The following is a 24,137-nucleotide window of genomic DNA, read 5'->3' on the forward strand; positions in this document are numbered from 1 at the left end:
ATGGCGGATGGGGGCAAATACCAGACGCTGCCTCAATCGGTCCTGTTTTGCTGCGATCATAACGCTGTCCGTTCGCCCATGGCCGAAGGGATCATGAAAAAACTCTACGGGACCGAATGCTATATCCAATCGGTGGGCGTCAAAAACGATCTTGAGATTGACGGCTTTGCCATCGCCGTCTGCGGCGAAATCGGGGTAGAGCTGTCACGGCATCGGTCCCGGTCTTTCGATGAGATGGAGGATTGGGGCGACGATCTTTCCTCTTTTGATCTGGTTCTGGCCTTGTCACCGGCAAGCCAGCGCCGGGCGCTGGACCTGACCCAGTTCTTTCACATTGATGTGGAATACTGGCCGATCCTGGACCCGACCGGTCTGGGCGACGCGCGCGAGGCCCGGCTGGTCGCCTATCGTCAGGCCCGCGACCAGATCATGGAACGCCTGATCAACAGGTTTGGACCTGCGCGGTCCTGACAGCCCTCAGGCGGCGGCCGGTCTGGCCGCCCACCGCATCCAGACGGGCTGACCGCCATAAAAATGCCGGCGCAGGGGGGGTGTCAGCAGCAAGATCAGCATCGCGATTGACAGCAGGCACCAGATCGCGGGCTGTTCATCCAGATTATCGGTCAGGAACTGCACCAGAAACGGCCCGGTCAGGTAGAAATACATCGCCAGGCGCCACGCCCCGTAGATCATGGGCATAAAGAAGAATGCGGCCTGATAGGCGATGAAACCATCCTCGGCGATCCACAGCAGCCAGTGATCTGCAAACCCATTGCCATACCCGTTGAATGGCAATTCCCAGGCCAGATGCCATTCGCCCATATAGGTGCAAAGACGCCGGGCGCACATCATCCGATCATCATCGCACAGCCCTGCGGCTTCGAACTGATACAGCATCGAAAGAGAGGCGGCCGCAGAGACAAGGCAAAGCCCGATGACAGGCCACCGCAACCGGGCGGCATAGGCCGCGGGCAGGAATGCAAGGCACAGAATATTGAAGAACAAGGGCTGGAAGGCGATATGTATATAGCCCAGCAGGGTCACAAACTGGTTGGAACCCAGATCACATTGATCAACGACCGGATAAGAGGCGGCCTGCAACAGCTCCATCGCGGTGAAGTAACCCATTGGCAGCCAATATGCGGCCGGCTTGCCCTTGGCGATCAGGTAGCCTGTCGCCGCAACACCAAGCCCTGACATCGCAAAAGATGCCCCCATACTCCAACACATCGCCACACCCTTTTGTTATTGCTGTCACGTTGCGGCGAATGACGGATCATTTGAAGGGGAAATGTGTGTTTTCCCTTGATATTCATCCAAGGTGCGCTCATTTAAGCGGCGCGCAGCAATTTGCGCGGAAAAATGTAGGAGACCACATGGCCAAGGAAGAACTGCTCGAATTCCCCGGTGTCGTGAAGGAACTGCTGCCAAATGCGACATTTCGGGTCGAGCTGGAAAACGGCCATGAGATCATCGCACATACGGCAGGCAAGATGCGCAAAAACCGCATCCGGGTTCTGGCTGGCGACAAGGTACAGGTCGAGATGACCCCTTACGATCTGACAAAGGGTCGGATCAACTATCGTTTCAAATAGCGTGATGCGGCGCAGATAGGCATTTGGCGTGACACCGGATGCGACCGCTGACGATGTGCAGGGGGCGGAGAGCATGACAACACTGACCCCCGATCCTGCGCTGCGCCTGATCCTTGGATCCGGCTCGCCCCGCCGGCTGGAGCTGCTGGCGCAGTTGGGCGTGGTGCCTGCGGCCGTCCGCCCGCCCGATATCAACGAAGATGTGCGCAAGGGCGAGTTGCCGCGCGATTACGTCAACCGGATCGCGGCAGACAAGGCGGCAGCCATGGACCCGGCACCGGGCGAGGTTGTTCTTTGCGCCGATACCACCGTTGCACTTGGTCGCCGGATCATGCGCAAACCCGCTGACCGGGCGGAGGCGGCTGCATTTCTGTCGGCCATGTCCGGCCGGCGGCACAAGGTCATTACCGCCGTTGCGGTCAAACGGGGCGATAAGGTCTGGCAAAAGGACGTGCAAACGACCGTTGCCATGAAACGACTATCCGAGGCTGAGTTGACTACATATCTGGCGTCGGATGACTGGCGCGGCAAGGCGGGCGGCTACGCCATTCAAGGGCCGGCCGGCGCATTCATTCCGTGGATCAATGGGTCATATACCGGTATCGTTGGTCTTCCACTGGCAGAGACTGCGGGTCTTTTGACGGCTGCTGGGTTTTCGCTCTGGGGGGACCGCGCATGAAGGGCAGGCAAATTGTGCTCGATCATATCGGACAGGCTGCAGCGGCGGCTTATCTGGTGGATGGGCAATTGGATGATCTGCTGATTGATCATGGCGATGCCCCGCGCCCGGGCGCGGTGTTCAGGGCGATCTGTGACCGTCCGATCAAGGGGCAGGGCGGCATGATGATGCGCCTCCCGGACGGGGAAACAGCCTTTCTGCGCCACGGCAAGGGGTTGCGTCCGGGGCAGGCGCTCTTGGTGCAGGTCACCGGCTATTCCGAGCAGGGCAAGGCAGTTCCGGTAACGGACCGTGTGCTGTTCAAAAGCCGCTACGCGATTGTGACGCCCGGCAAGCCGGGCATCAATGTCTCGCGTCAAATCACCGATGACGACAAACGCGATGAACTGCTTGTTGTCGCGCATGATGTTTTTGACAGCCCGCACGGGCTGATCCTGAGATCATCATGTGACGGGGCTGATGAGACCGAAATCGCCGATGATATCCTGGCGATGCAGTCGGTCGCAGATGCAGTTCTGGCTGATGCGGAAGGCACCACGCCCGAGGCGCTGACCGAAGGCGATGGCGCACATGCGCTGGCGTGGCGGGAATGGACGGGCGCGGCCGATATCGTCACTGCACCGGGAAGTTTTGAGACGCTTGGCGTGCTGGATCAGATTACGGGGCTGCGCAGCCCGCTTGTTCCCTTAGGTGAAGGGCATATGTATGTCGAACGCACGCGGGCCTTGGTCGCGGTCGATGTGAACACGGGCAATGATACGTCACCCGCAGCTGCGCTAAAAGCCAATCTCGCCGCCTGTCGCACCCTCCCACGGTCGCTCCGGCTGCGCGGGCTGGCCGGGCAGATCAGTATTGATTTTGTGTCGATGTCCAAGACCCATCGAAAACAGGTTGAACAATCGCTGCGCGCCGCATTCCGCGCGGACCCGGTCGAAACCTCGCTGGTTGGGTGGACCCCTATGGGCCTGTTCGAACTGCAGCGCAAGCGCGAACGCGCCCCGTTTCCAGCAACCCTGGTCGGAGACCTCTAGTGGCCTGCCCTATCTGCGACAAACCAACCGATCCGACCTACCGGCCATTCTGCTCGCGGCGTTGTGCCGATATTGATTTGGGAAAATGGCTATCCGGCAGCTACGCGATCCCGACAAACAGCGCCGAGGATGATGATGATCTGGCAGAGGCGCTACTGGATGCGGCGAAGGACAAACCGCATTAGCGTCTTCCTTGCGAGGCTGTGGCACATGTCGATTGCGCTATTTTTGAAGGCGACCGATGATGAGGACCGACAGGGCAGGTTTTTTGCCAATATTGGACTGGACAGCCCTGACGACCTCGCCTAAGAAACGCGAACCCAGCAGCGTTGCTGTTTCCCGATGCCCGGGTAGCTCAGGGGTAGAGCAGTGGATTGAAAATCCTCGTGTCGGTGGTTCGATTCCGCCCCCGGGCACCACTTAACAAGCTGATATGTATGTATTTTCTGCTCATGACTGATCCTCGTTTCGGTCAGGTTTGACGCTTTTTTGCGAAGGTTTGACACTTTCGGCCCGCCTTCGGTTCTCCTCTTCCAATGTCGCCATGGTCTCGCGGTTCTTGTCGGCAAGGTTCGCAGACCGCGAATAGTGCCGCGCCATGGACCGTGTTTTCTGTCCCAACAGGTCCGCGATGCGGCGTTCGTCGAGGCCTGCTTCGCGCAAAGTTGTGGCGACCGTGTGCCGCAAGCCCTTGAGGGTCAGGCCTTTTTCGATAAGGCCTTCATTCTCAAGGGCGGATTTGAAACGGTGCCAGACGGTTGAAAAGCCGTTGTAAGTCCAAGCCTCTCCTCTGGAGTTGGAAAGCACCGTCTCGGCGTCGTGGTTGGGCATACGGTCCAACGCGACCTGAAGCGTCGGACTGACCGGAATCGCGACTTCTTCACCGGTCTTGCCGCGCACGCCCCAGATGGTGCCGTCATCGACCTGATCTTTTCGCAATCGAAGAGCGTCGGATGGATCGAGGCCGGTGTTCATCATCAAAGCAAGCGCAACACGCACATGAGGCTTGGCTTTGCCCAAGACGGTATCGCGTTCTTCGATAGTCCAGGGGCGGTTTGCATAGGCGCGGTCGCGTGGGCGGCGCTTCGGGATCACGTCCTTGGCGAAGTTCGCGGAGATCAACCCTTTCGGGATGTTGTAGCGAAAAACCTCGCTCAGAAGCGTCCGGACCATATTGGCCCGCCGCCAGCCTATCTTCTTCGCGGCTTTGTCGTGGATGCCAGCAATCAACGGCGTGTCAATCACATGGATCGGTGTGTCGCGGATCGGCTCAAGGAAATCAGCGCATTTGCGGTAATCGCGCCGCGTGGCTTCGGCAAGATTCTGATAGTGCTCGTTTTCGAAGTAGGACTGGATCAACCCGCCAAGCGTTCCGGCCTTTGGTGCCTTGGCCCGTTGAGCCTCAGCGATGGCACGGATCGTCTCACATTCGGCAAAGAACTCGGCGGAACCAATAGGAGCATTGGTCAGGTCAACCTTGTGGCCAGTCTCGCGATGATAGCATCGCTGCTTACCGTGCCGGTCTTTGAAAATCTTGAAACCTTTGACCCGCACCTGTGTCATCAAAGGCGGTCCAGAATGGTTTCGCGCGTGTCGGTCACGGACCCAGACTTTACATCATCAATCCAGAGATCGAGGTCACGACGATCCCAAAGCAGCGTGCCTTGCTTCAACTCAACGGGCCTAACCGGGCAGGCCGACTTGAAGTGCTTCACAGGCAATCCGGAATAGCTCGCGGGCTCGGACTGCTTGAGCATGCGTTTGTCGAACACGCTGATATTGAGATTGGTCGTCGCCATGGCCTGACACCCCCATCAATTTGCTGCCATGCCCTCGGCCCCTTTGACCTCGGTAGCGTTCTTCTGAAACCGCTCCCAACCGCTCGTCGTCAGCATCTTGGTCTTCGATGATATCTCCACGAACTCCAGCATCCCGGTGTTCATGAGTGCGCTAATTTGCGCAGGGCTTAACCCGACAATCTCGCTGAGTTGTTTGGGAGAGAGAAGACGTTTCTGGGTCAATTTCAGCCTCCACTGCTGGATATGAATGGAATCGCTTGTTCCGCACCTTTTGACATGCTCAGATGTCAGTAAGATAGGAGTAACGTCATTTTGTGCAGTTTTGCTCGTTATGACGGTTACGTCAATGGGAACCTCGCATGCCGCAGGACAATAGGTCGGTTTTCGCTTCTATGGGCGCGCGGCTCGCAATCGCGCGAAATGAAGTTGGCCTAACACAAACAGCCATGGCAGAGGCAATTGGCGTCTCCCATCGTGCCTATCACAGCTATGAAAAGGGCCAGCGGGGTTTGCCGGTCGAGGCCCTTGTGGCGATAGCGGATCGGTTTGAAGTGGACGCGGCGTGGATATTGCTTGGAACCAAAGCTGTCCGCGTGGCGCATGACTTCGAGGCTCTGAAGCAGATCGAGACTTCGCTCGATCAACACCTGAATGAAGAAGACATCAAAATAAAGAGTGAAAAGCGCGGCGCAATCGTCGCGCGTTGGTACCAGTCGCATGTCGAGGGACGGGAAGTTACGGATGATGACGTTCACACTTGGATCGAACTCGTAAGGGAGTAAGCAAATGCAAAAACCTAGTGAAAGTTGGCAGAAGCTACAACGTGCGACCGCTGAACGAGCTTATCGCACTGTGATCGAGCCACTTAAGCTGTAAAACACACGACTTGATCTGACATTTCTGCTCTTCTGGAGCGCAATCAAGGAGTGTCGATCAATGACAAGTATTCAAGAGAAGATCATCAAGCCGAAGCTGGGGCTGTTGGAACTGGCCAAACAGCTCGGAAGCGTGTCGCAGGCCTGCAAAGTGATGGGTTATTCGCGGGACAGCTTTTACCGGTTCAGAGAACTTTACGATCAGGGTGGCGAAGAAGCCCTGATGGATCTCAGCCGCCGCAAGCCGGTGATGAAAAACCGCGTGCCAGAACATGTCGAGAAGGCGGTCATCGAACTGGCCATCGACAACCCGGCTCTGGGTCAGAAACGGGCGTCGTGGGAGCTGCAGCAGAAAGGCATCATGGTGTCATCGTCGGGCGTCCGGTCGATCTGGCTGCGTAATGATCTGGAAACCATGAAAAAGCGCCTCAAGGCCCTGGAGGCCCGTGCCGCCCAAGAGGGTATCTTGCTCACCGAGGATCAGTTGGCCGCGCTGGAAAAAGCCAAGGCCAAGAAAGAAGCCCATGGCGAGATCGAGAGCCACCACCCTGGCTATCTGGGCAGCCAGGACACCTATTATGTGGGCACAATGAAGGGCGTCGGACGCATTTATCAACAGACCTTTGTCGATACCTATGCCCGCGTGGCGATCTGCAAGCTCTACACTGAAAAGACGGCAATCACCGCGGCCGACTTGCTGAACGACCGCGTGATCCCGTTCTTTGCAGAGCATGAGATCAGCCTGCTGCGCGTCCTGACAGACCGGGGCACGGAATACTGTGGCAAGGTCGAGAACCACGCCTACCAGCTTTATCTGGCCGTCGAGGACGTGGACCACACCCGAACCAAGGCCAATTCTCCGCAAACAAACGGCATCTGCGAGCGGTTCCATCGCACCATCAAGGATGAGTTCTACGACATCGCATTCCGCAAGAAACTGTATCGGTCAGTCGAAGAGTTGCAGGCCGATCTGGATGCGTGGCTGGCAAAGTACAACGAACAGCGGCCACATTCGGGACGTCACTGCTATGGCAAAACACCTATGCAGACCTTCCGCGAAACGCTACACATCGCTGTCGAGAAGACGATCAAAACGCACGACCAATCGGACAGTGCGCAACCCGTTCTCAGCGTCGCAAGCTGAGATGTCCGTCAGATCAAGTCTGAAGTTTTACACTTAAGCTGATCGAAATGACCTTCTTTGCAGCATGCATCTTATATTTGATTGGCTTTTCCCAGCTCCAGTTCTTTGACTTTAGGGACGGAGTGACCTGGCTCACGGGAGCCCAAATCTTGCTAGTGGCAATCGCTGGGTTGCTGGTGCCAATCTTGATCGGTTCTTTCGTTACAATCCATCTAACGAAGCGGCGTCTCGAGAGCTCCTTGTTGCAGTCTGGCTGATTGAGAAACAAGGCGCTTGGTGTCACAGACCATTTCATGCTTTAAATCACTAAAAAACAGGCGAGAATGTTCGATAGTAACCAAATGGGACAACGGCCAACGGCCGTCGACTTGTTCGCTGGCGCGGGTGGGTTCTCTCTTGGTGCAATCAGATCAGGTTTCGAGGTTAAGTTCGCTGTCGAGAACGATAAATTCGCTGTTCAAACTTATAAACGGAACATTTTCAATGAGTCCGGCGTGAGCAATCCTGTTGTACTCGACGGCAGTATACTTGAGTACGATCCCACAGAAGTTGCGGACTTTCACTTCCAAGATCGTTCATGCGATTTGGTGCTGGGCGGTCCTCCGTGTCAGGGATTTTCTACACACAGAATTCTGAATGCTGGCGTAAACGACCCACGCAATGAGCTAGTTCTTGCATACTTTGATTTCGTCAAAGCACTAAAGCCTAAAGTTTTCCTAATGGAGAACGTTCCTGGTATTTTGTGGGACCGTCACAGGCCTTACTTGGACAAGTTTTATGCCGAAGGCGCAAGGGCTGGCTATGATGTGCGTCAGCCAATTGTCCTCGATGCGCGTGATTTCGGTGTGCCACAAAGGAGAAAACGCGTTTTCGTGCTGGGTGTTCGATGCGATGTGAATGTCCCACAAGAGTTTTCTTGGCCGTCACGGCAAACGCACTGCGATCCGGCGAAAGTGATCGATAGTTCTGAGCCTTGGGTATCTTGTAGCCACGTGTTCGATCCGACGTCTGAAAACGATACAAACAACATACACATGAACCATGGGGCCGAGCTTATCCAAGCCTTCAAAAACACACCCATTAATGGTGGTAGCAGAAAAGACTCTGGGAGGCTGCTAGCATGTCACAAGGGCCATGATGGTCATAAAGACGTCTACGGTCGAATAGATCCTAGCAAACCTGCGCCCACGATGACCACCGCGTGCATCAACCCGTCGAAGGGCCGATTTGTCCATCCAACTGAGCATCATGGAATCACCGTAAGGCAGGCCGCGAGAATCCAAACGTTTCCTGATCACTTTGTGTTTGAAGGCGGCCTGACTGCCGCAGGGCGTCAAATTGGCAACGCCGTACCCATCGAACTGGGCAGAGTTCTGACCAGTGAAATCATGAAAAATCTGATTGTGAGCGATTCAAGAAGGCTGGGTGTTGCAGGAACAGATTTCGAGCCAGCTCAAAGAAACGAATTTTAATGATCGAAACACAAGCATTCAGAACCCAAGCACGGACAGTCGACCATTTGGGGCGAGAGCAGATTGCGGATTGCCCCACCGCTGTTTCGGAGTTGTGGAAGAATGCCTATGATGCATATGCTCGGAACGTAAGTCTCCATATATTTGATGACGCTGAACCTGTGGCGGCTATCTTCGATGATGGCCACGGAATGAGCTACGAAGAGTTTCTCGACCGGTGGCTAGTGATTGGCACCGACTCGAAGTTTGAGAAAGAGGTGTCTGACGAGAAAGACAGGGACGGCCTAAAAAAACGCTCGAAACAGGGACAGAAAGGCATCGGGCGTTTGTCTTCAGCCAATCTTGGGCCTTTGCTGCTGGTTGTAAGCAAACGGAAAGGCGAGAGCTTTGTCGCAGCGCTTCTAGATTGGAGGATCTTTGAGAACCCGTACTTGGTCCTGTCAGACATTCAAATTCCAGTAACACGGTTCGAAAAAAAGAGCGAACTTGGTCAATTGCTTCCTGGGCTGTTTGATAGCCTTACAGACAACCTATGGGGGTCGCCTGCTGAGCCTGAGCGAGCAAAGCGCTTGAAGGTCGCTTGGGAAACATATGACCGGATTATGCAGGAGTCTGATCCAGAAATTGAGGCTCCATCCAACCGAATAGCCGGTACGATCATCAACGCGGTATTCGAAGATAAGCATTTTGAACCTTGGTCGGTTTGGAAAGGTGAAAAGGAGCACGGAACTGCACTTATCGTCTCTGAGATCAACTACGATCTTAGAGCTCAGTTGCCTTCGATCGAGCCTGATGGAAATGTTGACAAAATAAGAGAGGCCTTTTTCTCGACGTTGTCTGCCTTTACCGACCCCTATGTTGATCCAGATTCCAATGAACACAATGCTTTCGACCCTGATTTTACCTATGAGGTGAAAACTTGGGTTGGTGAAATCGCAAAGCCCGTCGTCGAGGACGAACGAGATGTCATAAACCGGGCGGTTACCGAAGAACTAGAGCATGTCTTATCGGGAAATGTTGATGCTGATGGCGTCTTTCGTGGGCAGGTGAAAGCCTTTGGGGAATGGCGCAAACTCGGTTCCGACTATGTCATCTACCCACCGAAAGACTTCAAGCTGCCTAAGGGTCCTACAACTTATGTGGGACCATTTAGCATTCACGTCGCAACATATGAACGGATCAGAAAGAACTCGAATTTGTCCGATGCGGACTGGGCTCAGTTCGAGTCGCTTGCAGATCAACACGGTGGATTCCTGCTGTTTCGAAATGGCCTCAGGGTGCTACCCTACGGTCGCGTCGACAATGATTTCTTTCAAATCGAAACCAATCGCAGCATCAACGCTGGCCGGGAATACTGGAACGCACGCCGGATGTTTGGTCGGGTGGCGATTTCTAGAGAAAAGAACCCAAACCTTCGAGACAAGGCTGGCCGAGAAGGGTTTATTGACAACCGCAGTGCGAAAGCGCTGCGAGCTTTGGTAATGAATATTCTCAAGCGTGCGGCCTATGAATATTTCGGGAGCAACTCAAGCCTACGCAAGGAGATATTGCCAGAGATACAAGCGAGAAACCTCGCTGAAAAAGCCGAGGCCGAGCGGCGAGAGCTTGCGAAGAAGAACGCCCAGAAGTTTCGTGGCCGGCTAAAGAAGGCCTTGCCGGCTCTCATGGACTTGTATGAGAGCACAAGCCAGGTTGTGACGGAAACATCGATTGAGAGCCAACAACAGCTTGAGGATGCACAAGCAACAATTGACAGGTTGAGCGAGCGCTTGAGCGATCTTAGGGTAACGGGAGCTCCATCTAGGCTTGGGTCGGCAGAAGAGGACTATCGACGTTTCAGAACTTTGTTTGCCGAAATGCAGGAACGTCTCAAACTGTTAGAGGACAAGCGGGCGACGGCTATTGAGAAAATCAATCCTGCAAAGCCCGAAGAGCTTGCGCAAAAGCAGTTGAACAGTCATGCGAGCCGGCTTCAATCGCGACTTAGAAGCTGGCGCAAATCTATAGACGAGCTGCAAGGTTCAGAACGAGATCGTGTGAACGCTCTCTTCGACGAGCGCAACAAAATCTTTCATTCGCTGGCAATGCCACTTGTTGAGCAAGTTCGATTGAAACGCCTCGGTCTAGACGAAGCGCTCGAACAAATGAAGCTGTTGCAGGCGAAGCTGAACACGGAGAACGAAGACACCTTTCAATCCTATTTGGACACACTCGAGGTCATGAGCGAGAACATCAACATTGAGCTCGTTGCACGACAAGGTATAGCGGACAACGCGGCCCTGCGCGACGACCTCAATCAGTTAAATCAGGTAGCACAGTTGGGCGTAACGGTCGAAATTTTGGGGCATGAATTCAGTAGCAATGAGCGCATGGTCCGGGAAGGCATTCGACAAATCAAAGCAGCTGGAGAAGTACCTGGAACTCACTTAGTTGTAAAACTTCAGACTTGATCTGACGGACATCTCAGCTTGCGACGCTGAGAACGGGTTGCGCACTGTCCGATTGGTCGTGCGTTTTGATCGTCTTCTCGACAGCGATGTGTAGCGTTTCGCGGAAGGTCTGCATAGGTGTTTTGCCATAGCAGTGACGTCCCGAATGTGGCCGCTGTTCGTTGTACTTTGCCAGCCACGCATCCAGATCGGCCTGCAACTCTTCGACTGACCGATACAGTTTCTTGCGGAATGCGATGTCGTAGAACTCATCCTTGATGGTGCGATGGAACCGCTCGCAGATGCCGTTTGTTTGCGGAGAATTGGCCTTGGTTCGGGTGTGGTCCACGTCCTCGACGGCCAGATAAAGCTGGTAGGCGTGGTTCTCGACCTTGCCACAGTATTCCGTGCCCCGGTCTGTCAGGACGCGCAGCAGGCTGATCTCATGCTCTGCAAAGAACGGGATCACGCGGTCGTTCAGCAAGTCGGCCGCGGTGATTGCCGTCTTTTCAGTGTAGAGCTTGCAGATCGCCACGCGGGCATAGGTATCGACAAAGGTCTGTTGATAAATGCGTCCGACGCCCTTCATTGTGCCCACATAATAGGTGTCCTGGCTGCCCAGATAGCCAGGGTGGTGGCTCTCGATCTCGCCATGGGCTTCTTTCTTGGCCTTGGCTTTTTCCAGCGCGGCCAACTGATCCTCGGTGAGCAAGATACCCTCTTGGGCGGCACGGGCCTCCAGGGCCTTGAGGCGCTTTTTCATGGTTTCCAGATCATTACGCAGCCAGATCGACCGGACGCCCGACGATGACACCATGATGCCTTTCTGCTGCAGCTCCCACGACGCCCGTTTCTGACCCAGAGCCGGGTTGTCGATGGCCAGTTCGATGACCGCCTTCTCGACATGTTCTGGCACGCGGTTTTTCATCACCGGCTTGCGGCGGCTGAGATCCATCAGGGCTTCTTCGCCACCCTGATCGTAAAGTTCTCTGAACCGGTAAAAGCTGTCCCGCGAATAACCCATCACTTTGCAGGCCTGCGACACGCTTCCGAGCTGTTTGGCCAGTTCCAACAGCCCCAGCTTCGGCTTGATGATCTTCTCTTGAATACTTGTCATTGATCGACACTCCTTGATTGCGCTCCAGAAGAGCAGAAATGTCAGATCAAGTCGTGTGTTTTACATCTGAAGAATAGCAACGTGGGACCTGCAATCCTGTGAAACGCTTTCTTGTTCCGAAGACAATATTTTTTGCCTTGGCCTTCGGGGCGCTCTTCTCGCTGGTGATTGCTGCCATCGGGGAAATGGCCGTGGGCCTGTGGGGGCGGCCCAGAGGTGTCGCCTATGGAATCCTGGGGTACGATTACTGGCTCGGCCTCAGCATTTATGGTCTTGCGATGGTCTTTGTCTTTCGGGCGATCTCACTCCCCTACGCGCTGATCACGTCGCTGACCATCATCACAGTTCCAACGTTTCTACTGTTGCCAGAGAGGGGAGAGTGGCCATTCCTGCGCATGTATGGTGCCGCGATCATGATGTGCGTCGCCTTGGCCGCTTGGGAGCGTTATCGGACCAAATGAGGCGAAAGGACCACTAAATGAGCCACCACAATAAGGCGCTACCCGGCTTGTCACTCAACCGTCCAACCACGCCCGTAGCCCTTCCAGACCATCCCCATCGCGGTCATCCGCTCATAAAGTGAACCGCCATACGTGTACCTTGCGGGTTCCGGTCGGCACTCCAGTTTATCAACAACTTCGCCATTGCGCGTCACCGTGATCCACCCGAAGTGCGTCACAGACGGAATGCCGTCGTCGAACGGCTGGGTCACAAACAGACTGGCCACCTCGTAGGCATAGTCGCCACTGCGAAATGTGATCGAACCCGATGTCGGAGCAGGTGCGTCCCAGGGATGATAGTCCGCGTCCGCAATCGGTTCAGAAAGAAAAAGCTGCGGCGTTTCCCCCGGCACCCCATAGCTATAGGTCAAGTTGAAATCATCAAAGCACACCCGCAAAACCGTGTTCCTGCCTGCGATGTCGCAAAACGTGAATGGATCGGACGCAGGTGCACAATCAGCGGTGGCTGTGCTGGCCCAAGGCCCCAGCACGATGGAGGTCACAACCTTTTTGTTAAATTGCATCAAGTACATCCTTGGATCAGTTCGGCCTACAGATACCGCAGGTCCGAAGTTACGGCGAAATACTGACAAACTGAATGCTCTCCACACGCTTGTCGGGCCCAAAGGAAATCATCGCCTCCCAATTTGCAAAGTCTCGTGGTGCTTCGGTGCAGACGGGGATGTTGAAGTCACCCACGTCAGGCGAAGCACCGCCAGGCACATCTCCCAGGATCGCGATGACTTCGCCCCGTGTCAGGCCGACGCGCAGCCCCGACGGCATGTCCCACATCGGGTTTATGGAGGTCATCCGAACCACGAGGCCATCAAGGACATCAATGTCCAGGCCATCTGCCGTCACACGGTCAATCTCGCGACCATCGGGTAAGACCACGCCACTAGCTTCGGGTGATCCAAGTTTATGCAGCGTTGCCACTCGGTCCGCCATCCCGACACCGCCCAGCATAAATTCGGGGCCCACCAAGCACCCGCCATTGGGGTCGGGATACAGGGCCGGGGTTTGGGCTGCGACATTCCCCACCCAAGTTTTGGAATTGTCGTCCCAGTCAAAGCCTTCCGCGACTTTTACATCATGAATCCCACCGCCAAACCCATAGCCCACGGTGTCGGGGATACATTCAAGCCTGCTGAGGCTTTGCCCGTTCTGGGCCACGTCGATCCAGCCGAAGCGTCGCGGACCAAGTTCCATTTCTTCCTCAGAAAAGGGCCGTTCAAATCCGTCGCCGACCTCATAGCTGAACTCGCCGTTGTAGAACGTGATGGTCTCACTGATCGCCGTGCCCAAACCATTCCATGGCTCATAGTCCACTTGTGCAATCGTCTCTGATATGGTCAGGTCTGGCGTTTCACCAATCGGTCCGTAGTGATAAGTTGCAACCGCATCGTCAAAGCAGAGAAAGACCTCGGTGCTCCGCCCTTCGATTTGGCAAGACGTGAAAGCTTCCTGTCCCGCAGGACAACCCGCTTGCGCTATGGTCCCGAAAAGGATGCCGCACGTGGCAAAGAAAGCCCCCAGGGTTCGTTTCAAATCAATGTCCCTTCCGTCCAAAAAGTTATCTTATCAGGCCAACTTTGTGATGACCTAAGTGTTGCAGTCCTTGCGGGCTGGTCTAGCCATCCAACAAACCAAGTTCGATTGCAGCTTGCCGCATCGCATCAACGGCTTGCCACGACGGATTTGCCGCACAGATGCCCGAAATCCTATAGTAGAAATCCGTATCTTGCAGACGCGCTGACGATGAGCTTGCCGCAATGTCCGCGTCATTGATGTTGTTGTCGCGCATGAACCTCTTCATCAAAACGGGATAGGGCACAACGTCTTCGGACGGCAAACCAAGATCATCATGGAACGCACCCGTCCGCCTTTTGTGGGCGATCTCAGCATCATGGTAGGCAATGATTACGTCTTCGTGCCGTTCCCCAAGTTCTTCGCATGTCAATTCTGAAAGTTCGTCGGCTGAATAGTGCCTGATTTCGGACGGACCTGTCCATACCACCACACCCAGCGCAGCAGCGGTAACACATAGGATCGAAGCCAGAACACGTGATTTCATCATGCGGCCAATAAGACCGTAGCAAACCAAGTTGTCAAAGCGCCGACGAGTGCGTGACATGGGGATGACAAGTCAGCCGTGCCGAGATAAGAAAGAGCACGGCAAAAATCACAATTTTTTGCTATTTGATGCCACGCGACATCTGTGGGTCAGGAGTGGGACAATTTGGGCCTAAAAGTGGTGTCCCGCAGTGTCCCATTTTAAGCTAATATGTAAAACACACGACTTGATCTGACATTTCTGCTCTTCTGGAGCGCAATCAAGGAGTGTCGATCAATGACAAGTATTCAAGAGAAGATCATCAAGCCGAAGCTGGGGCTGTTGGAACTGGCCAAACAGCTCGGAAGCGTGTCGCAGGCCTGCAAAGTGATGGGTTATTCGCGGGACAGCTTTTACCGGTTCAGAGAACTTTACGATCAGGGTGGCGAAGAAGCCCTGATGGATCTCAGCCGCCGCAAGCCGGTGATGAAAAACCGCGTGCCAGAACATGTCGAGAAGGCGGTCATCGAACTGGCCATCGACAACCCGGCTCTGGGTCAGAAACGGGCGTCGTGGGAGCTGCAGCAGAAAGGCATCATGGTGTCATCGTCGGGCGTCCGGTCGATCTGGCTGCGTAATGATCTGGAAACCATGAAAAAGCGCCTCAAGGCCCTGGAGGCCCGTGCCGCCCAAGAGGGTATCTTGCTCACCGAGGATCAGTTGGCCGCGCTGGAAAAAGCCAAGGCCAAGAAAGAAGCCCATGGCGAGATCGAGAGCCACCACCCTGGCTATCTGGGCAGCCAGGACACCTATTATGTGGGCACAATGAAGGGCGTCGGACGCATTTATCAACAGACCTTTGTCGATACCTATGCCCGCGTGGCGATCTGCAAGCTCTACACTGAAAAGACGGCAATCACCGCGGCCGACTTGCTGAACGACCGCGTGATCCCGTTCTTTGCAGAGCATGAGATCAGCCTGCTGCGCGTCCTGACAGACCGGGGCACGGAATACTGTGGCAAGGTCGAGAACCACGCCTACCAGCTTTATCTGGCCGTCGAGGACGTGGACCACACCCGAACCAAGGCCAATTCTCCGCAAACAAACGGCATCTGCGAGCGGTTCCATCGCACCATCAAGGATGAGTTCTACGACATCGCATTCCGCAAGAAACTGTATCGGTCAGTCGAAGAGTTGCAGGCCGATCTGGATGCGTGGCTGGCAAAGTACAACGAACAGCGGCCACATTCGGGACGTCACTGCTATGGCAAAACACCTATGCAGACCTTCCGCGAAACGCTACACATCGCTGTCGAGAAGACGATCAAAACGCACGACCAATCGGACAGTGCGCAACCCGTTCTCAGCGTCGCAAGCTGAGATGTCCGTCAGATCAAGTCTGAAGTTTTACAGCTAATATATTGATATTTATGTACAGTTAAATCCCGCCCCCGGGCATCACTTAACAAGCTGATATGATTTTGTTTTCCGCTCATGGCTGATCTTTGTTTAGGTCAGCTTTGTTGCTTTTGGGCGAAGGTTTGACAATCGTCGCGCGGCTTTCGTTCGCTTTTTCCAATACCGCCGTGATTTTGCGGTTCTTTTCGGCCAGGATTTGCGGATCGTGAATAATACCGCGCCAAGAATGGTGCCATCTGTCCTGGAAGGTCAGCGATGCGGCGTTCAGCGAGCCCAGCTTCGCGAAGTGTGGTGGCTACCGTGTGGCCCAATCCATTGAGCGTCAGGCCTAGTGCGAACAGTCCTTCTTTCTCAAGCTTGACCTTGAAACGCTGCCAAACCGTTGTAAGCCTATGCTTCACCGACGCTGCCGGGCAACGGCCCACCCCCGGCACCCCGCAGGCTCAAACCATCAAGATGTGAGCAAACCCTTTCTTTGTTTGCGCCGCTATTGGTCCTAAAAACTTTGACGAGAGAGCCCGCATTTGCGGGTTAAGCGGGTGCGCTTTTGCTACGCGGTCAGAACGGCGGATCACTTTGCCTGCATCTTTCGTACCATGCCCAACACGGATTTTCGTGGCAGCAAGGGGATCATCCAGTTCAGCATGAAGCGTAGTTTGGGATCATTGATTGCGCGCAAACTCCCCTGACGCATCGCCTGATAACCGAAACTTGCAACAGATGCGGGGCTGGCGCCGGATTTGACCAGATTGGTGCCCTCCAGATTGGCCGTCGCTGCGAATTCCGTTTCCACATAGCCGGGTTCGAGCGCGGTGACGGTGACGTTTTTGTCTTTGAGTTCCTCGGCAAGGGCTTGCGAGAAACTGGACACAAACGCTTTGGTTGCAAAATAGGTCGCCTGAAGCGGACCGGGCATGTAGCTGGCGGTCGAGCTGACATTGAGTATCTTGCCGCCACCGCGGGCGGCCATGTCCCGCCCGATCAGATGGCACAGGGCCACGAGTGATTTCACATTCAGGTCGATCATGGCCAGGTCGGCATCAAGCGGGCGGTCGATAAAATTGCCGTGGCCGCCGAAACCGGCATTGTTAATCAATATATCAACGCGCTGGCCCTGGATTGCCTCATAGAGCCGTTGTGGCCCGTCCGTGGCGCCCAGATCAAGCGGGATCGTTGTGACGTTGACTTGATGGGCTGCCTCAAGCTCTGACTTGAGTGTATCGAGCGCGTCCGCCCGGCGTGCTGTGATAATCAGGTCGCCGCCCTTTGCGGCGTGAAGTCGGGCAAATTCGCGGCCAATGCCGGCGGACGCGCCGGTGATGAGGGCAATGTTTGGCATGGAGGTCTCCGTTTGCAGCGGTGTTGCTGTGGATATGGTCCCTCCATGCGGTTTTCCAAGTGGTCTAGCCGGGCATCTGTGCCAATTCGCTGAGTTGCATTGCGCTGTTATCCATTTCCAGGAAAGGGCAGGCTTTTGCGATCTCGCGGGCGGCGTCCATATCAGGGGCGTTGATAATGCTGTAGCCCATCATGGTGGTGATGTCCTTGTCGCCAAGGACTTCGGTGCCTTTCAATGGCTGTTGCGCCACAACCGCATCGAGGCTGCCGATCCATTGCATATAGCGTTCCATATGTGCCTTGCCCTCTTCGGGCGTTTTGGGCTGGCTGCCCCCCTCATAGGTCAGAATGAATTGTGGCATGGGTGATCCTTTCTAGGGTTGTGTCAAAAGTTCTGCGAGCCGTCCAAGCGCGCTGTTCCAGCCCTTGTCGCGCATATCGGCGATATGTGCAGGGTCGAGGCCGGATTGACGCAGCGTGAGTTCGGTGTCGCCGGAGGCCGTGGTTGTCAGGCTGAAACTGATGATGGATTCAGGGCCCCGTTGGCCATCTTCATGCTGAAAGCTGAGGGTCAGTTCGACCAGATCAGGGGGGCGGACCTGCCGCACTTCGCCGCCGACAATGGCTGCATCCCCCTGCGGTCCGATCATCGTGGCCGACCAGGGGCCGGGTTTGGCAAAGCTCAGAGCATGCGCACGGATCCTGGTGCCTTCGGGCCCCCACCAGTTCAACAGAAAGTCTGTTTGCGTCAAATGCGCAAAAACCTTGGCCTGCGGCGCGGCGAAGATCCGTGACATCTGCAGCGTTGCCATCAGTTGTCATCCCGCAAGGATGCGTCAAGCCGGTCCAGGCTTTTGGTCCAGAATGCCCGGTAACTGATCGCCCAGTCGTTGATGGCGTGGATGGCTTGCGGTTCAACCGCATAGAGCCTGCGTTGTTTGTCGATCCGCTGGCGGATCACCCCGGCGTTGCGCAGCACCTTGAGATGGCGGGACATGGCCGGGGCGGACAGGGCGGCGACCTTGTGGAGCGTACCTGCGGACAACTCGCCATCGCGCAGCAGCTTTTCCACGATCGCAAAACGTGTGGGGTCACCCAAGGCGGCAAAGGTTTCAGGCAAGGCCTGCATCGGCACACTTTCATTTTCTATTTTTGTTAATTAATAGAAGTGCAAAATGAAAGCAACCCCGGAATAAAAAAGCCGCCCGGTGCAGGGGCGGCTTTGGCGTAGATGGATCAAGATCCATCCTACGATGACGGTATCAGCGGCGACGGTCCCGCCGGGATGACATCGGCTGAAACGCAACGCCCACATGGGCCTCGCAATAGGGTTTGCCCTGTTTTACGGCCAGACCACAGAACCAGAAATCCTCGGTCGCGGGATCGCCGACGGGCCATTTGCAGGTTTTTTCGGTCAATTCCATCAGGCTGATCTTTTTGGCAGTTTTTTCCACCTCATTCACCTTGGCCAGCGCTTCGGGGCTGATCTCGTTGGCGGATGGTTGCGGCGGCAGGGGCTGACCTGCTGGAATGATCGCCCGGCGCGCGGCGGAAATGGGGATCCCGTTTTCGTCCAGCTCCGGTTCTTCCTTGACTGCAGGTACAGGCGCTGGCTTGGCCTTGGGCGTGGGTTTTGGCGCTGGCTTGGCTGCCGCCGCCGGTTTTTCCTTTGGCGCGGCTTTTGCGGTGGCCCCGCCAGAGCCTGCCCGGTTTGACAGGCCAAGCCGGTGTACTTTGCCGATGACCGCATTGCGGGTCACCCCACCCAGTTCCTTGGCAATCTGACTTGCTGACTGGCCTTCGCCCCACATCTTTTTGAGCGTCTCGACGCGCTCGTCTGTCCAAGACATATCTGATCCTTCGGTTCGGAAAGGCCGCTGGGCGTCAGGAACGCGCCGGCCAACAATTTCGTCAGCTGACATATTAGTCATTGCGCGCGGGGATGTGAAGGCAGCAGCCCCCGATTTCCGCCCCATGGCCCAAAGGCGCTTGGGACAGCGCCCGGATCGGCATTGTCGCCGGTCTGGTGCATGCCATGGCAAATGCAGCTGATCCCTGCTGGCAAATCAGGCCGTGTGGGTTATGTGGGGCAGGGGATGCAAACAAGGACCGGCAGAGAGATGGCAGAACAGACAGGCATGGGGGTCCGCCGCTTTGGTCGGGTGAATTGGCTGGGCACCTGGACATTGATGCGCCGTGAAGTGCGCCGGTTCATGAATGTGTGGTCGCAGACGGTCATGGCCCCCTTGATCAATGCGGGCTTGTTTCTGATGATTTTCACCATCGCTATCGGCCCGCAACGCGGGGACGTCATGGGTGTCCCGTTCATGACGTTTCTGGCACCCGGCATCCTGACGATGACCGTGATCCAGAACGCCTTTGCAAACACCTCGTCCAGTCTTGCATCGGCCAAGGTGCAGGGCAATATCGTTGATACCTTGATGCCGCCCCTGTCCGCGACAGAGCTTGTTGCGGGTTATGTTGCGGGTGCGGTTGCGCGCGGGTTTCTGGTGGCGCTGGTCATAGCGATCGGGTCAGCGTTGTTTCTGGGTGTGGGGATGCAACAGCCGCTTTGGGTGATGACCTTTGTGTTGCTGGGCTCTGTGTTGATGGGGGGGCTGGGCATGATCGCCGGGATATTTGCCAACAAGTTCGACCAGTTATCCGCGATTTCGAACTTTCTGGTGACCCCTTTGGCGTTTTTGTCCGGAACGTTCTATTCCATTGATGCGCTGCCGCCCCTTTTGCAAAAGCTGAGCCATGCGAACCCGTTTTTCTATATCATCGACGGTGTTCGGCATGGGATGATCGGGGTGAGCGACAGCAGTCCGTGGATTGGTCTGGCGGTTGTGGGTGCTGCTTGTATTCTTGTGCTTGTCATCTGCTGGCGCTGGATGAAAACCGGTTACCGGCTGAAATCCTAGGGTCAGGACCCCTTAATTCCACGCCACCAGTTTTACTGATTTTGGTCGTGACGAGGCGCAGCCCCACCGTAATAGTGGTTCTATTTCAAGGGGATGCAACGATGATCACGGCCAAAATCAGCCAAACCCTTCGGGCGCGGATTTCACTTCATCTCAGCGGAGTGGGCCGCTTGACCGTAGAACAACTATGGCCTGCGCGTCCCACACCGCTGATATTTCGCGAAATCTGCGCTGGCGGCGTGGAATTACTGGGTCCTGACCCTAGTAATTGTCGCGCAGCGGAATGCCGCGTTCGGCCATCACCTCGGACAATTCGTCAATATCAGGCATATCGCCTGCAAAAGTCGCCTCTTGCTGGCCGTCCTTGTAGACAATTGTGATGCGGCTTTCGGCGCTGACATCTGTCACCAGCAGATAGGCGATACGATCAAGCGGGATCGGGCGTGGTTTGCGCCAGGCGGCCAGCACCAGATAATCATCGTCAATCCGGATGCCGGAAATCGGCTTGGGCAACAGCATGCAGACAACCAGAACTGCTGTCAGGCCCCAGATCACGCTCATCAGGTGATGTGCCTGCGTGAGAACGACAAGGGTCGTCAGCAGAACAAGTGCAATGCCAAAAAGCCGAATCACCCATGGGTTGGGCGCTCTGCGATACTCGTAAACCTCGTTCATAGGGCGCTGTTAGCTTATGATGATGGCTTCAATTTGACTACCTAAGTCGCTTGTTTGCCACAATAATGCGCGATTTTCCCGCATGGCGCGTATCGAACCTGAAACCGCGCGCCGCTCAGCCCAAATCCGCCGATCCGGCCCCGGAACGGGATGCGGCGACGCGCAGGCCTGATTGCGCCGGGATCGCATTGTCAAAATGCCGATCAGGCAGGCTCGCCCGGCGCCGAGGCGCCTGTTAACCCTGCCACCAAGGCGGCCGTGTCGGTCATGCCGTCGGCCGCTGCACCCCGCTTTTCGCCCGCGCCGCCTCTATTTTCCCAGGCAATAGCGCATGATCGCCTTTTGCGCATGTAGCCTGTTTTCGGCCTCATCAAAGATCACGGAATGCGGGCCGTCCATCACGCTGCTTGTGGCTTCATCGTCGCGATGCGCGGGCAGGCAGTGCATGAACAGCGCGTCATCATTCGCCTGCGCCATCAGCGCATCATTCACCTGATAGCCGCGCAGCTGGTTGTGCCGTCTTTCGCGGGCGGATTGGGGATCATGCATCGACACCCAGGTATCGGTCACAACCAGATCGGCGCCGACAACGGCCTCGTGCGGGTCGCGCGTGATTGTATAAAGCCCGTCAAGCGCCGGTTCGGGGTCAAGCGGGGGCGGGCCGGTGAAGACCAGATCGAAATCGAATTGCTTGGCCGCGTGGGCGAAGCTGGCAAAGACATTGTTGCCATCGCCCGACCACACGACTTTTTTGCCCTTGATGGGGCCGTTATGTTCCTCGAAGGTCATGATATCTGCCATGATCTGGCAGGGATGGGTCCGGTTCGTCAGCCCGTTGATGACGGGTACGGTGGCGTATTCAGCCATATCCAGCAGGGTTTGTTCCTCAAACGTCCGGATCATGATCAGATCGACATATCGTGACAGCACACGGGCGGTATCGGCGATGGTCTCGCCATGGCCAAGTTGCATATCCGTGCCTGACAGGACCATCGTTTGCCCACCCATCTGGCGCACCCCAACGTCAAATGACACGCGGGTCCGGGTCGAGGGTTTTTCGAAGATCAGTGCAACCATGTGACCGGCCAAAGGCTGATCCGCATCTGGCATGCCCTTGGGCTGCCCCTTGCGCGCGTCTTTCATGGCCTGGGCTGTGCCGATGATCCGGTGCAGCGCTGCCGCCGGGGTCTGATCAATGTCGAGAAAGTGGTTCATAGTGTATCGCTCTTGTTGGGCCGGTCCCGGCCAGAGAATTTACAGATGGGTCATCACCTGCACCAGTTTGCCGTCGCGGGTCGAGGCCAGTCGCCTTTTGCGAAATCCGGCCTGCGCGTAGATCGCGATGGTGCGCGTGTCAGTCGTCGATGGGGCCACGGCAGCCATTGGATAGCTGAGCCGCAAGTCCCGCAGTCGCGCGTCGATATAACCGGCCGCATGCCCCTGGCCCTGATAGGCCACATCCCCGACAAACGTATCCACGGCCCTTGTGCCGGGCGGCAGATCCGCAAAATGCGGCATCTGGAACGCATGTACATCATGGTCGTGAATGTAGGCAAAGGGGCGGCCGACCAACTCAACCAGCCGCATATCTATCTGATCATTGTTCATATCTTGCTTTATCAGTGCGAGCTGCCGGTCCGCGTCGCCCCACCACGCCCGGACATGCGCCAGGTTCAACCAATTGCTGAGCAAGGGCAGGTCGTCTGCGGTGATGGGGCGAAAGCCGTAGTTACGCATTTGCCCCTTGAACCTGGCGCGCGGCGGCCTCAAGCCGATCAACCGCGGCGCCGATATCGTCATCGGAGATATTCAGCGCAGGCAGCAGCCGGACCACATTGTCAGCCGCAGGCACGGTCAGGACCCCTGCGTCAAACCCGGCCTGAACCACATCGCTGTTGGTTGCCTTGCATTTCAGGCCCAGCATCAGCCCCGCGCCGCGTACGGTTTCAAACACGTCCGGATAGGCCGCGACAAGGCCTTCCAGTTTTTGGCGGAACAGGCCGGCCTTGCGGTTGACCTCTGCCAGAAACGCGTCGTCTGCGACGATGTCCATCACCTTGGCACCGACAGCGCAGGCCAAGGGGTTCCCGCCATAGGTAGACCCATGGGTGCCTGCCGTCATCCCAGAGGCAGCATCTGCCGTCGCAAGGACCGCACCCAATGGAAACCCGCCGCCAATGCCTTTGGCAACCATCATGATATCCGGCGTGATCCCGGCCCATTCATGCGCAAACAGCCTGCCGGTCCGGCCCATGCCGCATTGCACCTCATCCAGGATCAACAGGATACCGTGGGTGTCGCAAAGATCGCGCAGCCCTTTCAGGCAGGCATCGGGCAGGGGGCGGATGCCGCCTTCGCCCTGAACGGGTTCGACCAGAATAGCCGCGATTTTGTCGCTTGCCGCCTCTTGCAGCGCTTCGTGATCCCCAAAGGCAAGATGGGTGAACCCGCCAAGAAGCGGGCCGAAACCCTTGGTCATTTTCTCGGACCCGGCAGCGGCGATCCCGGCGCTGGATCTGCCGTGAAAAGAGCCATCAAAGGTGATGATCTCGGTGCGGTCAGGCTGACCTTTGTCGAACCAGTATTTGCGGGCCATCTTGACCGCCAGTTCGCAGGCCTCGGTGCCGGAATTGGTGAAGAACACTGTGTCGGCGAATGTCTGCGCGACAAGTTGATCGGCCAGCTTTTGCTGGGCGGGGATATGATACAGATTTGACACATGCCACAGCGCGCCTGCCTGCGTCGTCAGCGCCTCAACCAGTGCGGGGTGAGCGTGTCCAAGCGCATTCACTGCGATCCCCGCGCCCAGATCCAGAAAGCGTCGGCCATCCGCCTCTGTCAGCCAGGAACCGGCACCTGATGAAAAACTCAGCGGCGCACGTGAATAGGTCGGCAAAACAGATGGGATCATGGTGATCATCCTTCGGAAAGTCACCCGATTGGTGCAGAACCGCACGGGGGGTGTCAACAATATTGGGGGGTTATAACGAACGGTGACGGAAAACGGCGCATTCAGCGTCGGCGTCGGCTTTCATATGTCGCAGCATTCATCATGCGGCATGCATAACGCGACTGATCCAGGATCGG

The 24,137-nt window shown here is 56.1% G+C and carries 29 protein-coding genes and 1 tRNA gene; 13 read left to right on the forward strand and 17 right to left on the reverse strand.

Translation table 11 applies throughout. The annotated features are described in order from the left end of the window. A complete protein-coding gene (locus AABB31_RS20725; RefSeq protein ID WP_342076348.1) occupies positions 1–471 on the forward strand; it encodes a low molecular weight phosphatase family protein in 471 nt (156 codons plus the stop codon). A gap of 6 nt (positions 472–477) precedes the next feature. Here the strand turns inward: AABB31_RS20725 and AABB31_RS20730 are convergent, their stop codons facing one another. Further along, positions 478–1,230: a DUF5765 domain-containing protein gene (locus AABB31_RS20730; RefSeq protein ID WP_373635263.1), complete on the reverse strand. Its 753-nt coding sequence runs from the start codon at positions 1,228–1,230 to the stop codon at positions 478–480. 146 nt (positions 1,231–1,376) lie between these two features. Between AABB31_RS20730 and infA the strand changes: the two genes are divergently transcribed. From infA to AABB31_RS20755, 5 genes are all read left to right on the forward strand, one after another. After that, positions 1,377–1,595 carry a translation initiation factor IF-1 gene (gene infA, locus AABB31_RS20735; RefSeq protein WP_007205486.1) on the forward strand — a complete coding sequence of 73 codons (219 nt, stop codon included), beginning with the start codon at positions 1,377–1,379 and terminating at the stop codon, positions 1,593–1,595. Positions 1,596–1,668: 73 nt separating this feature from the next. Next, the gene (locus AABB31_RS20740; RefSeq protein ID WP_342076346.1) at positions 1,669–2,274 is read left to right on the forward strand and encodes a nucleoside triphosphate pyrophosphatase; all 606 of its coding nucleotides are present in this window, start codon (positions 1,669–1,671) and stop codon (positions 2,272–2,274) included. Next, positions 2,271–3,305, forward strand: a complete 1,035-nt coding sequence (locus tag AABB31_RS20745; RefSeq protein WP_342076345.1) for a ribonuclease E/G — start codon at positions 2,271–2,273, stop codon at positions 3,303–3,305. The genes AABB31_RS20740 and AABB31_RS20745 overlap by 4 nt, the downstream gene beginning before the upstream one ends. After that, entirely contained in the window at positions 3,305–3,490 is a 186-nt protein-coding gene (locus tag AABB31_RS20750; RefSeq protein ID WP_342076344.1) for a DNA gyrase inhibitor YacG, read from the forward strand. The genes AABB31_RS20745 and AABB31_RS20750 overlap by 1 nt, the downstream gene beginning before the upstream one ends. A 159-nt stretch (positions 3,491–3,649) precedes the next feature. Further along, positions 3,650–3,724 (forward strand) — tRNA-Phe (locus tag AABB31_RS20755). A 31-nt stretch (positions 3,725–3,755) separates the two neighbouring features. Here AABB31_RS20755 and AABB31_RS20760 read toward each other — a convergent pair. From AABB31_RS20760 to AABB31_RS20770, 3 genes are read right to left on the reverse strand one after another with little or no spacing between them, the layout of a single operon-like run. Beyond that, positions 3,756–4,868, reverse strand: coding sequence for a tyrosine-type recombinase/integrase (locus AABB31_RS20760; protein ID WP_342076343.1), 1,113 nt, complete (start codon positions 4,866–4,868; stop codon positions 3,756–3,758). Beyond that, a complete protein-coding gene (locus AABB31_RS20765) occupies positions 4,868–5,104 on the reverse strand; it encodes a hypothetical protein (protein WP_342076342.1) in 237 nt (78 codons plus the stop codon). The genes AABB31_RS20760 and AABB31_RS20765 overlap by 1 nt, the downstream gene beginning before the upstream one ends. A 15-nt stretch (positions 5,105–5,119) precedes the next feature. Then, entirely contained in the window at positions 5,120–5,326 is a 207-nt protein-coding gene (locus tag AABB31_RS20770; protein WP_342076341.1) for a hypothetical protein, read from the reverse strand. A 170-nt stretch (positions 5,327–5,496) separates the two neighbouring features. Here AABB31_RS20770 and AABB31_RS20775 point away from each other — a divergent pair, with 170 nt between their 5' ends. The 4 genes from AABB31_RS20775 (at position 5,497) to AABB31_RS20790 (ending at position 11,045) form a co-directional block, all read left to right on the forward strand. Continuing rightward, the gene (locus AABB31_RS20775; protein ID WP_373635824.1) at positions 5,497–5,886 is read left to right on the forward strand and encodes a helix-turn-helix domain-containing protein; all 390 of its coding nucleotides are present in this window, start codon (positions 5,497–5,499) and stop codon (positions 5,884–5,886) included. Positions 5,887–6,040: 154 nt separating this feature from the next. After that, the gene (locus AABB31_RS20780) at positions 6,041–7,123 is read left to right on the forward strand and encodes an IS481 family transposase (protein ID WP_342074941.1); all 1,083 of its coding nucleotides are present in this window, start codon (positions 6,041–6,043) and stop codon (positions 7,121–7,123) included. Positions 7,124–7,446: 323 nt separating this feature from the next. Further along, positions 7,447–8,595 carry a DNA cytosine methyltransferase gene (locus AABB31_RS20785; protein WP_342076339.1) on the forward strand — a complete coding sequence of 383 codons (1,149 nt, stop codon included), beginning with the start codon at positions 7,447–7,449 and terminating at the stop codon, positions 8,593–8,595. Then, a complete protein-coding gene (locus AABB31_RS20790) occupies positions 8,595–11,045 on the forward strand; it encodes an ATP-binding protein (RefSeq protein ID WP_342076338.1) in 2,451 nt (816 codons plus the stop codon). Before AABB31_RS20785 ends, AABB31_RS20790 begins: the two co-directional genes overlap by 1 nt. Positions 11,046–11,058: 13 nt before the next feature. On the opposite strand, the gene AABB31_RS20795 is transcribed toward AABB31_RS20790, so the two are convergent. Continuing rightward, complete coding sequence (locus AABB31_RS20795) at positions 11,059–12,141, reverse strand: IS481 family transposase (RefSeq protein ID WP_342074941.1); 1,083 nt, start codon at positions 12,139–12,141, stop codon at positions 11,059–11,061. A gap of 98 nt (positions 12,142–12,239) precedes the next feature. Here AABB31_RS20795 and AABB31_RS20800 point away from each other — a divergent pair, with 98 nt between their 5' ends. Then, positions 12,240–12,602, forward strand: a complete 363-nt coding sequence (locus AABB31_RS20800) for a hypothetical protein (protein WP_342076337.1) — start codon at positions 12,240–12,242, stop codon at positions 12,600–12,602. 50 nt (positions 12,603–12,652) lie between these two features. Here the strand turns inward: AABB31_RS20800 and AABB31_RS20805 are convergent, their stop codons facing one another. The 3 genes from AABB31_RS20805 to AABB31_RS20815 all read right to left on the reverse strand — a co-directional run bounded on the left by AABB31_RS20805 (position 12,653) and on the right by AABB31_RS20815 (position 14,718). Beyond that, positions 12,653–13,165, reverse strand: a complete 513-nt coding sequence (locus AABB31_RS20805) for a hypothetical protein (RefSeq protein WP_342076336.1) — start codon at positions 13,163–13,165, stop codon at positions 12,653–12,655. A gap of 49 nt (positions 13,166–13,214) precedes the next feature. Further along, entirely contained in the window at positions 13,215–14,189 is a 975-nt protein-coding gene (locus AABB31_RS20810; protein WP_342076335.1) for a hypothetical protein, read from the reverse strand. 82 nt (positions 14,190–14,271) lie between these two features. Then, positions 14,272–14,718 (reverse strand): hypothetical protein, encoded by a 447-nt coding sequence (locus AABB31_RS20815; protein ID WP_342076334.1) that lies wholly within the window; start codon positions 14,716–14,718, stop codon positions 14,272–14,274. Between the two features lie 273 nt (positions 14,719–14,991). Here AABB31_RS20815 and AABB31_RS20820 point away from each other — a divergent pair, with 273 nt between their 5' ends. Continuing rightward, the gene (locus AABB31_RS20820) at positions 14,992–16,074 is read left to right on the forward strand and encodes an IS481 family transposase (RefSeq protein ID WP_342074941.1); all 1,083 of its coding nucleotides are present in this window, start codon (positions 14,992–14,994) and stop codon (positions 16,072–16,074) included. Between the two features lie 610 nt (positions 16,075–16,684). Here AABB31_RS20820 and AABB31_RS20825 read toward each other — a convergent pair. The 5 genes from AABB31_RS20825 to AABB31_RS20845 all read right to left on the reverse strand — a co-directional run bounded on the left by AABB31_RS20825 (position 16,685) and on the right by AABB31_RS20845 (position 19,301). Continuing rightward, positions 16,685–17,452 carry an SDR family oxidoreductase gene (locus tag AABB31_RS20825; RefSeq protein ID WP_342076333.1) on the reverse strand — a complete coding sequence of 256 codons (768 nt, stop codon included), beginning with the start codon at positions 17,450–17,452 and terminating at the stop codon, positions 16,685–16,687. 64 nt (positions 17,453–17,516) lie between these two features. Then, positions 17,517–17,813 carry a YciI family protein gene (locus tag AABB31_RS20830; RefSeq protein ID WP_373635266.1) on the reverse strand — a complete coding sequence of 99 codons (297 nt, stop codon included), beginning with the start codon at positions 17,811–17,813 and terminating at the stop codon, positions 17,517–17,519. Positions 17,814–17,825: 12 nt separating this feature from the next. Beyond that, positions 17,826–18,263 (reverse strand): SRPBCC domain-containing protein, encoded by a 438-nt coding sequence (locus AABB31_RS20835; protein ID WP_373635267.1) that lies wholly within the window; start codon positions 18,261–18,263, stop codon positions 17,826–17,828. After that, entirely contained in the window at positions 18,263–18,580 is a 318-nt protein-coding gene (locus tag AABB31_RS20840; protein WP_342076330.1) for a metalloregulator ArsR/SmtB family transcription factor, read from the reverse strand. The genes AABB31_RS20835 and AABB31_RS20840 overlap by 1 nt, the downstream gene beginning before the upstream one ends. A 133-nt stretch (positions 18,581–18,713) precedes the next feature. Further along, a complete protein-coding gene (locus AABB31_RS20845; protein ID WP_342076329.1) occupies positions 18,714–19,301 on the reverse strand; it encodes a GcrA family cell cycle regulator in 588 nt (195 codons plus the stop codon). Between the two features lie 270 nt (positions 19,302–19,571). Here AABB31_RS20845 and AABB31_RS20850 point away from each other — a divergent pair, with 270 nt between their 5' ends. Continuing rightward, the gene (locus AABB31_RS20850; protein ID WP_373635268.1) at positions 19,572–20,375 is read left to right on the forward strand and encodes an ABC transporter permease; all 804 of its coding nucleotides are present in this window, start codon (positions 19,572–19,574) and stop codon (positions 20,373–20,375) included. Between the two features lie 261 nt (positions 20,376–20,636). Here AABB31_RS20850 and AABB31_RS20855 read toward each other — a convergent pair whose 3' ends face one another. The 4 genes from AABB31_RS20855 to AABB31_RS20870 form a co-directional block, all read right to left on the reverse strand. Continuing rightward, the gene (locus AABB31_RS20855; protein WP_342076328.1) at positions 20,637–21,050 is read right to left on the reverse strand and encodes a hypothetical protein; all 414 of its coding nucleotides are present in this window, start codon (positions 21,048–21,050) and stop codon (positions 20,637–20,639) included. 309 nt (positions 21,051–21,359) lie between these two features. Beyond that, a complete protein-coding gene (gene argF / locus AABB31_RS20860) occupies positions 21,360–22,265 on the reverse strand; it encodes an ornithine carbamoyltransferase (RefSeq protein WP_342076327.1) in 906 nt (301 codons plus the stop codon). A gap of 39 nt (positions 22,266–22,304) precedes the next feature. Beyond that, on the reverse strand, positions 22,305–22,787 hold the full coding sequence (locus AABB31_RS20865; protein ID WP_342076326.1) for a GNAT family N-acetyltransferase: 483 nt from the start codon (positions 22,785–22,787) through the stop codon (positions 22,305–22,307). Beyond that, complete coding sequence (locus AABB31_RS20870) at positions 22,780–23,961, reverse strand: aspartate aminotransferase family protein (RefSeq protein ID WP_342076325.1); 1,182 nt, start codon at positions 23,959–23,961, stop codon at positions 22,780–22,782. Before AABB31_RS20870 ends, AABB31_RS20865 begins: the two co-directional genes overlap by 8 nt. Positions 23,962–24,137: the final 176 nt, after the last annotated feature.

The sequence above is a fragment of the Yoonia sp. SS1-5 genome (genome assembly GCF_038443705.2).
GTDB classification, from domain to species: domain Bacteria; phylum Pseudomonadota; class Alphaproteobacteria; order Rhodobacterales; family Rhodobacteraceae; genus Yoonia; species Yoonia rhodophyticola.